The following is a 6,887-nucleotide window of genomic DNA, read 5'->3' on the forward strand; positions in this document are numbered from 1 at the left end:
TGCGGCCCGCCACCCCGTTCCCCTGTTCCCCGCCCCGCAGGTTCCCCGCCCAGTAGTACGCAGACGAGGAGACGTCCCACGATGACGGACGACGCGAACGCCCCCTGGCTGATCGTCGGTCTCGGCAACCCGGGCCCCGAATACGCCGCGAACCGCCACAATGTGGGCTTCATGGTCGTGGACCTGCTCGCGGACCGCATCGGCGGGAAGTTCAAGCGGGCGCAGAAGGCGCAGGCGCAGGTGGTCGAGGGCCGTATGGGTCCTCCCGGGCCCGCGAACCGCCGGGTGATCCTCGCGAAGCCGATGTCGTACATGAACCTCTCGGGCGGCCCGGTGACGGCGCTGCGCGATTTCTACAAGGTGCCGACGGCGCACGTCGTGGCGGTCCATGACGAATTGGACATCGACTACGGGGTGCTGCGGCTGAAGATCGGTGGCGGCGACAACGGCCACAACGGTCTGAAGTCGATGACGAAGGCGATGAGCGCCGAGTACCACCGGGTGCGGTTCGGCATCGGTCGTCCGCCGGGTCGGATGCAGGTCGCGGACTTCGTCCTGAAGGACTTCTCGTCGACGGAGCGCAAGGAGCTGGACTACTTCGTGGACCGGGCGGCGGACTCCGTCGAGTGCCTGGTGGCGGAGGGTCTGGAGCGCGCGCAGTCCGCGTACAACTCCTGATCGACGCGCCGGAACAGTACGACTGTACGATCGCGGGTCATGACGCACGCCCGTAACGCCGCGATGGCCCTGGTCGCCCTGCTGCTCCTCGTCGCGGGAGCGTGGTCGTCCTGGGGTTCGGCGCAGCACATCCTGCTTTCCAAGGGCCGCGAGCACGGCACGTTGGCGGTGACCGACTGCAACGAGGAGACGTGCAGCGGCCGTTATGTCCCGGACGGTCCGCCTTCGCCGCACAGCACGCTGACGATCGACCGCTCGGTGGCCGCCGACAAGGGCCAGACGGTGCCGGTGGTGGTGAAGCCGGGTACGACGGAGGCCGTACGGACGGGGTGGGGCGGCGGTCTGCATGCCTGGCTGCCGTTGGGCGGGGCGCTGCTGCTCGCGGCGCCGCTCGTCGGGGGCGGGCTGCGGCTGACGCGGACGGCGTGGTCGCTGGCGGGTGCGGGTGGACTGCTGCTGGTTGGAACGTTCTTCGCGTTGTGATCCATAACGGGAGGGGCTGGCGGGATTGTTATCAAGCCATGGGTTAAGGATGGCTTAAAGAGACGGTTAGGCTGCCGTCGCCGCCCCCCACGGCATCCCTCACCCAGATGGACGACTGCACATGCGACGATCCTTCATACCCGCAGGCGCGCTGGTCGCGGCCCTCGCGGGCTCCCTGCTGCTGGCCCCGGCGGCCTCGGCCACGGGCAAGCACGGCGACAACGGCACGGTCAAGATCCACGACTCGAAGACCGGCAAGGAGCTCCGTAAGAACGAGCCCAAGGTCTGCTCCTTCTACCTCGACGCCTTCGGCTTCGACGCCGGCCAGAAGGTGAACTGGCACATCGAGGCGTGGGCGAACAACGAGCAGGACAAGGGCACCACGGTCAAGAGCGGCCTGATCACGCTCGACGCCGACGGTCACGAGCGCACCGTGGACATGACCCTCCCGAACGGCCAGTACAAGCTGTTCTGGAACTTCGAGGGCGAGAACGGCCGCGCGAAGCACAAGGTCTTCAAGACCGACTGCCCGCCCGGCGAGACGCCCGGTACGGAGACCCCCGGCACCGAGACCCCCGGTACGGAGACCCCGGGCACCGAGACGCCGGGGACCGAGACCCCTGGTACGGAGACGCCCGGCACCGAGACCCCCGGCGCCTCCGAGTCCCCCTCCGCCACCGCCCCGGGTGAGCCGGGCGACACCACCGGCGGCACCGGTGGCGACCTGGCCGAGACCGGCTCCAGCGCCCCCGTCGGCATCATCGCCGCCGCTGCCGTCGCCCTCGCGGGTGCCGGTGCGTTCATGGTGACGCGTCGCCGCAAGGCCCAGCAGCACTGATCCCCGTACGCGAAGTGCCCCCGCCGGAAGGGATTCCGGCGGGGGCACTGTCGTAAGCGCGGTCAGGTCAGCCGGTGTTGCGCAGACCCGCCGCGACACCGTTCACCGTGAGCAGCAGCGCACGGGCGAGCAGCGGGTCGGGCTCCTCGCCGCGCTCGGCCGCGGCGCGCTGGCGGGCCAGCAGGGCGACCTGGAGGTAGGAGATCGGGTCCAGGTAGGCGTCGCGGATGGCGAAGGTCTGCTGGAGCACCGGGTTGGAGTCGAGCAGCTTCTGGCCGCCCGTCACCTTCAGGACCTCGGCGACGGTGAGCGCGTGCTCCGCCTCGATGGTCTCGAAGACGTGCTTCAGCTCGTCCGGCACCAGCGTGTCGACGTAGTGGCGGGAGATCCGCAGGTCCGTCTTGGCCAGCGTCATCTCGACGTTGGCGAGGAAGTTGCGGAAGAAGTGCCACCGCTCGTACATCTCGCCGAGGACCGCGTCGAGGCCGGCCTCGCGCAGCGCCTTGAGGCCGGATCCGACGCCGTACCAGCCGGGGACGATCTGCCGGGACTGCGTCCAGCCGAACACCCACGGGATGGCCCGCAGTCCGTCGAGGCCGGCGCCGGAGTCGGGGCGGCGGGAGGGCCGGGAGCCCAGGTGCAGGTCGGCGAGCTGGTCGACGGGGGTGGCCGCGAAGAAGTACGAGGGCAGGTCCGGGTCCTCGACGAGCTTGCGGTACGCGGTGTGGGCGGCGTCGGAGACGGTGTCCATGGCCGCGTCCCAGCGGGCGAGGGCCTCGTCGGACTGGCGCGGCGCGGTGTGCAGGGCGGATGCCTGCAGCGTGGCGGCGACGGTCAGTTCGAGGTTCTCCCGGGCCAGGGACGGGATGAGGTACTTGTCGGAGATGACCTCGCCCTGCTCGGTCACCTTGATCTCGCCCTCCAGGGTGCCCCAGGGCTGGGCGAGGATCGCGTCGTGCGAGGGGCCGCCGCCGCGGCCGACGGTGCCGCCGCGGCCGTGGAAGAGCCGGAGCCGTACGCCGTAGCGGTGGGCGACGTCGCGCAGTCGGCGCTGGGCGCGGTGGATCTCCCACTGCGAGGTGGTGATGCCGCCGAACTTGGAGGAGTCGGAGTAGCCGAGCATGACCTCCTGCACGTCGCCGCGGAGCGAGACGAGGCGGCGGTAGGAGGGGTCGGCGAGCATCGCGTCGAGGATGACATCGGCGGCCTTGAGCTCGTCGGTGGTCTCCAGGAGCGGCACGATGCCGATCTTGGCCCAGCCGGCGTGCAGGTCGAGCAGTCCGGCCTCGCGGGCGAGGACGGTGGCGGCGAAGACGTCGTCGGCGCCCTGGCACATCGAGATGATGTACGACTCGATGACCTCGGGGCCGAAGCGCTCGAAGGCCTCCTTGACGGTGCCGAAGACGCCCAGGGTCTTCTGGCCGGCGGCGTCCAGCGGGGCGGGCGTCGGCGCGAGCGGGCGGCGGGAGCGCAGCTCCTTGGCGAGGAGCTTCTGCCGGTAGTCGCGCGGCATGTCGGCGTACCGCCAGGACTCCTCGCCGAGCCGGTCGAAGAGCTGGCCGAGGGCGTGGTGGTGGGCGTCGGCGTGCTCGCGGACGTCCATGGTGGCGAGCTGGAGGCCGAAGGCGGACAGGGTGCGGATGGTGCGGTCCATCCGGCCGTCGGCGAAGAGCGCGCCGCGGTGCTCGCGCAGCGAGGTCTGGATCAGGGCGAGGTCGTGGACCAGCTCGGAGGTGCCGAGGTAGTCGCGGCCCTCCTGGTGCGGCGTGCCCTTCGCGAGGCGCTCGCGGGTGTTGACGAGCTTCTGGCGGATGCAGGTGGCCTTGAGCCGGTACGGCTCCTCGGCGTTGAGCCGCTTGTAGCGGGGGCTGATCTCCGGGAGCTGCTCCAGGTCGCGCTGGAGGGAGGTGAGGAGTTCCTCGGTCGCTCCCGCGTAGCGGATGGAGTTGGAGAGGAAGCCGCGCAGCTCGTCGACGAGTTCGAGGGCGTCGGTGATGCCGTGCTCGTGCTGGAGGATGAGGACGTCCCAGGTCACCTGCGGGGTGACGTTGGGGTTGCCGTCGCGGTCGCCGCCGATCCAGGTGCCGAAGGTCAGCGGGCGGGTCCCGGCCGGCAGCTCGATGCCGACGCGCTCCAGCTCGGCGGCGAGGTCCTCCAGGACGTCGCCGACGGCGCCGGCGTGCAGCTCGTCGAGGTAGTAGATGGCGTTGCGGGCCTCGTCGGCGGGCTCGGGGCGGACGACCCGGAGCTCGTCGGTCTGCCAGATGAGGTCGATGTTCTCGGCGAGCCGCAGGTCGTGGCGGCGCCGGTCGGCCTCGATGACCGGGGTCTCCAGGAGGGCGGCGATCCGGCGCAGCTTGTTGAGGACCGAGCGGCGGGCGGCCTCGGTGGGGTGCGCGGTGAAGACGGGCCGTACGTTGAGGTTCCGTACGGTGTCGCGGACGTGCTGCGGGTCGCCGTCCTTGAGCATGTCGGCGGTGCGGGCGAGCAGTCCGCCCTCGGCGGCGCGCTTCTCGCGCATCTCGCGGCCGCGGTGGACCTGCTCGGTGACGTTCGCCAGATGGAAGTACGTGGAGAAGGCGCGCACCAGCTTGGTGGCGGTCTCCAGGTCGGTCTCGCCGAGCAGCTCGGCGGCCGCCTCGGTGTTCTCGCGGGTGAGGCTGCGGACCTTCTCGACGAGGTCGAGAAGGTCGTGTCCCTCCTGCCGGACGAGGGTCTCGCCCAGCAGATCGCCCAGTCGGCGGATGTCGGAACGCAGCTCGGCGCTGGCGGTGGGGGTCTGGTCGGCACTGCTCACAGGTGCGGCTCCTTGCAGTGTTTGAGCACGTCTGGAGGGGTACTGGAGGCTTGCGGACCGCGCTGTCCGACGCACACAGGATAGGTGTCCATTCCTTGGACTCCCCGCTAGGGCGTGCCCGGCCCCTCTTGCGCCCTCTTGCCGCGCGCCACCGCGCTGCCATACTTACGTCGCCGTAGGTTACGGAGGCGTAGCCACGCGCTCTTTTCGTCCCGTTCCGCCCACTTTCATCCCTTATCCCTTCATCCCCAGGGGACACCCATGACCACAAGCCCCGAGATGCTCGAAACCGAACAGGCCCTGCCCTCCGCCACGCTCGGCGGGGACAAGAAGCGATCGATCGAGCAGATCACGCTGCTGCTGTTCATCACGGTGCCCTTCATCGCCCTGGTCGCGGCCGTGCCGCTGGCCTGGAGCTGGGGCGGCGTGTCCTGGCTCGATCTGGGTCTGCTGGTGACGATGTACTACGTCGGCTGCCACGGCATCACGATCGGTTTCCACCGCTACTTCACCCATGGTTCCTTCAAGGCCAAGCGGCCGCTGCGGATCGCGCTCGCGATCATGGGCTCGCTGGCGGTGGAGGGTCCGCTGGTGCGCTGGGTGGCGGACCACCGCAAGCACCACAAGTTCTCCGACGCGGAGGGCGACCCGCACTCGCCGTGGCGTTTCGGCGAGTCCGTGCCGGCCCTGATGAAGGGGCTGTGGTGGGCGCACATCGGCTGGATGTTCGACGAGGAGCGCACGCCGCAGGCGAAGTACGCGCCCGATCTGATCAAGGACCCGGCGATCCGGCGGATCTCCCGTGACTTCATCTTCTGGACGGCGCTGTCCCTCGCGATCCCGCCGGTCGTCGGCGGTCTGGTGACGATGTCCTGGTGGGGCGCGTTCACCGCGTTCTTCTGGGGTTCGCTGGTCCGGGTCGCGCTGCTGCACCATGTGACGTGGTCGATCAACTCGATCTGTCACGCGGTCGGCAAGCGCCCCTTCAAGTCCCGGGACCGTTCGGGCAACGTGTGGTGGCTGGCGGTGCTGTCCTGCGGCGAGTCCTGGCACAACCTGCACCACGCGGACCCGACCTCGGCGCGGCACGGGGTGCTGCGGGGCCAGGTCGACTCCAGCGCGCGGCTGATCCGCTGGTTCGAGCAGCTGGGCTGGGCGTACGACGTGCGCTGGCCGAACGCCTCCCGGATCGAAGCCCGACGCCGGGGCGAGCCCGTCGACGCGGCATGATGGAGAACGTGGCGATCGACGGCAGTACCAGCAGCAGCGAGAACAAGCCCCGGCGTGGCCGACGGGTGAGGATGACGGGCGCGGAGCGCCGGGAGCAGCTGCTGGACATCGGTCGGACGCTCTTCGCCGCCAAGGGGTTCGAGGGCACGTCGGTGGAGGAGATCGCGGCGAAGGCCGGGGTTTCCAAGCCGGTGGTGTACGAGCACTTCGGCGGCAAGGAGGGGCTGTACGCGGTCGTGGTCGACCGGGAGATGCGGCAGCTGCTCGACATGGTGACCGGGGCGCTGACCGCGGGCCATCCGCGCGAGCTCCTGGAGCAGGCGGCCTTCGCTCTCCTTGACTACATCGAGCGGTACACGGACGGTTTCCGGATCCTGGTCCGTGACTCGCCGGTGGCGCAGTCGACCGGCACGTTCGCCTCGCTGATCAGTGACATCGCCACCCAGGTCGAGGACATTCTGGGGCTTGAGTTCAAGGCCCGCGGTTTCGACCCGAAGCTGGCGCCGCTGTACGCGCAGGCGCTGGTGGGCAGTGTGGCGCTGACGGGTCAGTGGTGGCTGGACGTCCGTAAGCCGAAGAAGGCGGAGGTCGCGGCGCACCTGGTGAATCTGGCGTGGCACGGCCTGGACGGTCTTGAGCAGAAGCCGCGGCTGATAGGGCATCGCAAGAGCTGACGTATCGGTTCGGCGGGGGACCGGGGGCGCCGGGCCCCGGGCCGCGTGGGCGGGGGGGGGGGCGGGGGGCGACGCGGGGTTGTTCCCCGCCCGGGGGGGGGCGGCCCGGGCCGGGGGCGGCCGCCGGGATCGACTCCTCGTCGGTCACGTCCAGGCGCAGCGGGACGACGCCCGCCAGGTCCACGGT

General features: G+C 70.3%; 6 protein-coding genes. 5 read left to right on the top strand and 1 reads right to left on the bottom strand.

Annotated elements, in window-relative coordinates; translation table 11 throughout:
* The first annotated feature begins 81 nt into the window (after positions 1-81).
* The 3 genes from pth to ACFVZW_RS21640 all read left to right on the top strand — a co-directional run bounded on the left by pth (position 82) and on the right by ACFVZW_RS21640 (position 1,999).
* A complete protein-coding gene (gene pth / locus ACFVZW_RS21630) occupies positions 82-678 on the top strand; it encodes an aminoacyl-tRNA hydrolase (RefSeq protein ID WP_383559599.1) in 597 nt (198 codons plus the stop codon).
* A gap of 39 nt (positions 679-717) precedes the next feature.
* Positions 718-1,161, top strand: coding sequence for a hypothetical protein (locus ACFVZW_RS21635; protein WP_384523601.1), 444 nt, complete (start codon positions 718-720; stop codon positions 1,159-1,161).
* A 121-nt stretch (positions 1,162-1,282) separates the two neighbouring features.
* Positions 1,283-1,999: an LPXTG cell wall anchor domain-containing protein gene (locus ACFVZW_RS21640; RefSeq protein WP_384523603.1), complete on the top strand. Its 717-nt coding sequence runs from the start codon at positions 1,283-1,285 to the stop codon at positions 1,997-1,999.
* A 67-nt stretch (positions 2,000-2,066) separates the two neighbouring features.
* Here the strand turns inward: ACFVZW_RS21640 and ppc are convergent, their stop codons facing one another.
* Complete coding sequence (ppc, locus tag ACFVZW_RS21645; RefSeq protein WP_384523605.1) at positions 2,067-4,796, bottom strand: phosphoenolpyruvate carboxylase; 2,730 nt, start codon at positions 4,794-4,796, stop codon at positions 2,067-2,069.
* Between the two features lie 261 nt (positions 4,797-5,057).
* Between ppc and ACFVZW_RS21650 the strand changes: the two genes are divergently transcribed.
* Both ACFVZW_RS21650 and ACFVZW_RS21655 read left to right on the top strand, forming a co-directional pair.
* The gene (locus ACFVZW_RS21650) at positions 5,058-6,026 is read left to right on the top strand and encodes an acyl-CoA desaturase (RefSeq protein WP_384523607.1); all 969 of its coding nucleotides are present in this window, start codon (positions 5,058-5,060) and stop codon (positions 6,024-6,026) included.
* Positions 6,026-6,700 carry a TetR/AcrR family transcriptional regulator gene (locus ACFVZW_RS21655; protein ID WP_260230209.1) on the top strand — a complete coding sequence of 225 codons (675 nt, stop codon included), beginning with the start codon at positions 6,026-6,028 and terminating at the stop codon, positions 6,698-6,700. The genes ACFVZW_RS21650 and ACFVZW_RS21655 overlap by 1 nt, the downstream gene beginning before the upstream one ends.
* The last annotated feature ends 187 nt before the right edge of the window (positions 6,701-6,887 follow it).

The sequence above is a fragment of the Streptomyces sp. NPDC059567 genome, assembly GCF_042735655.1.
Lineage (GTDB): Bacteria > Actinomycetota > Actinomycetes > Streptomycetales > Streptomycetaceae > Streptomyces.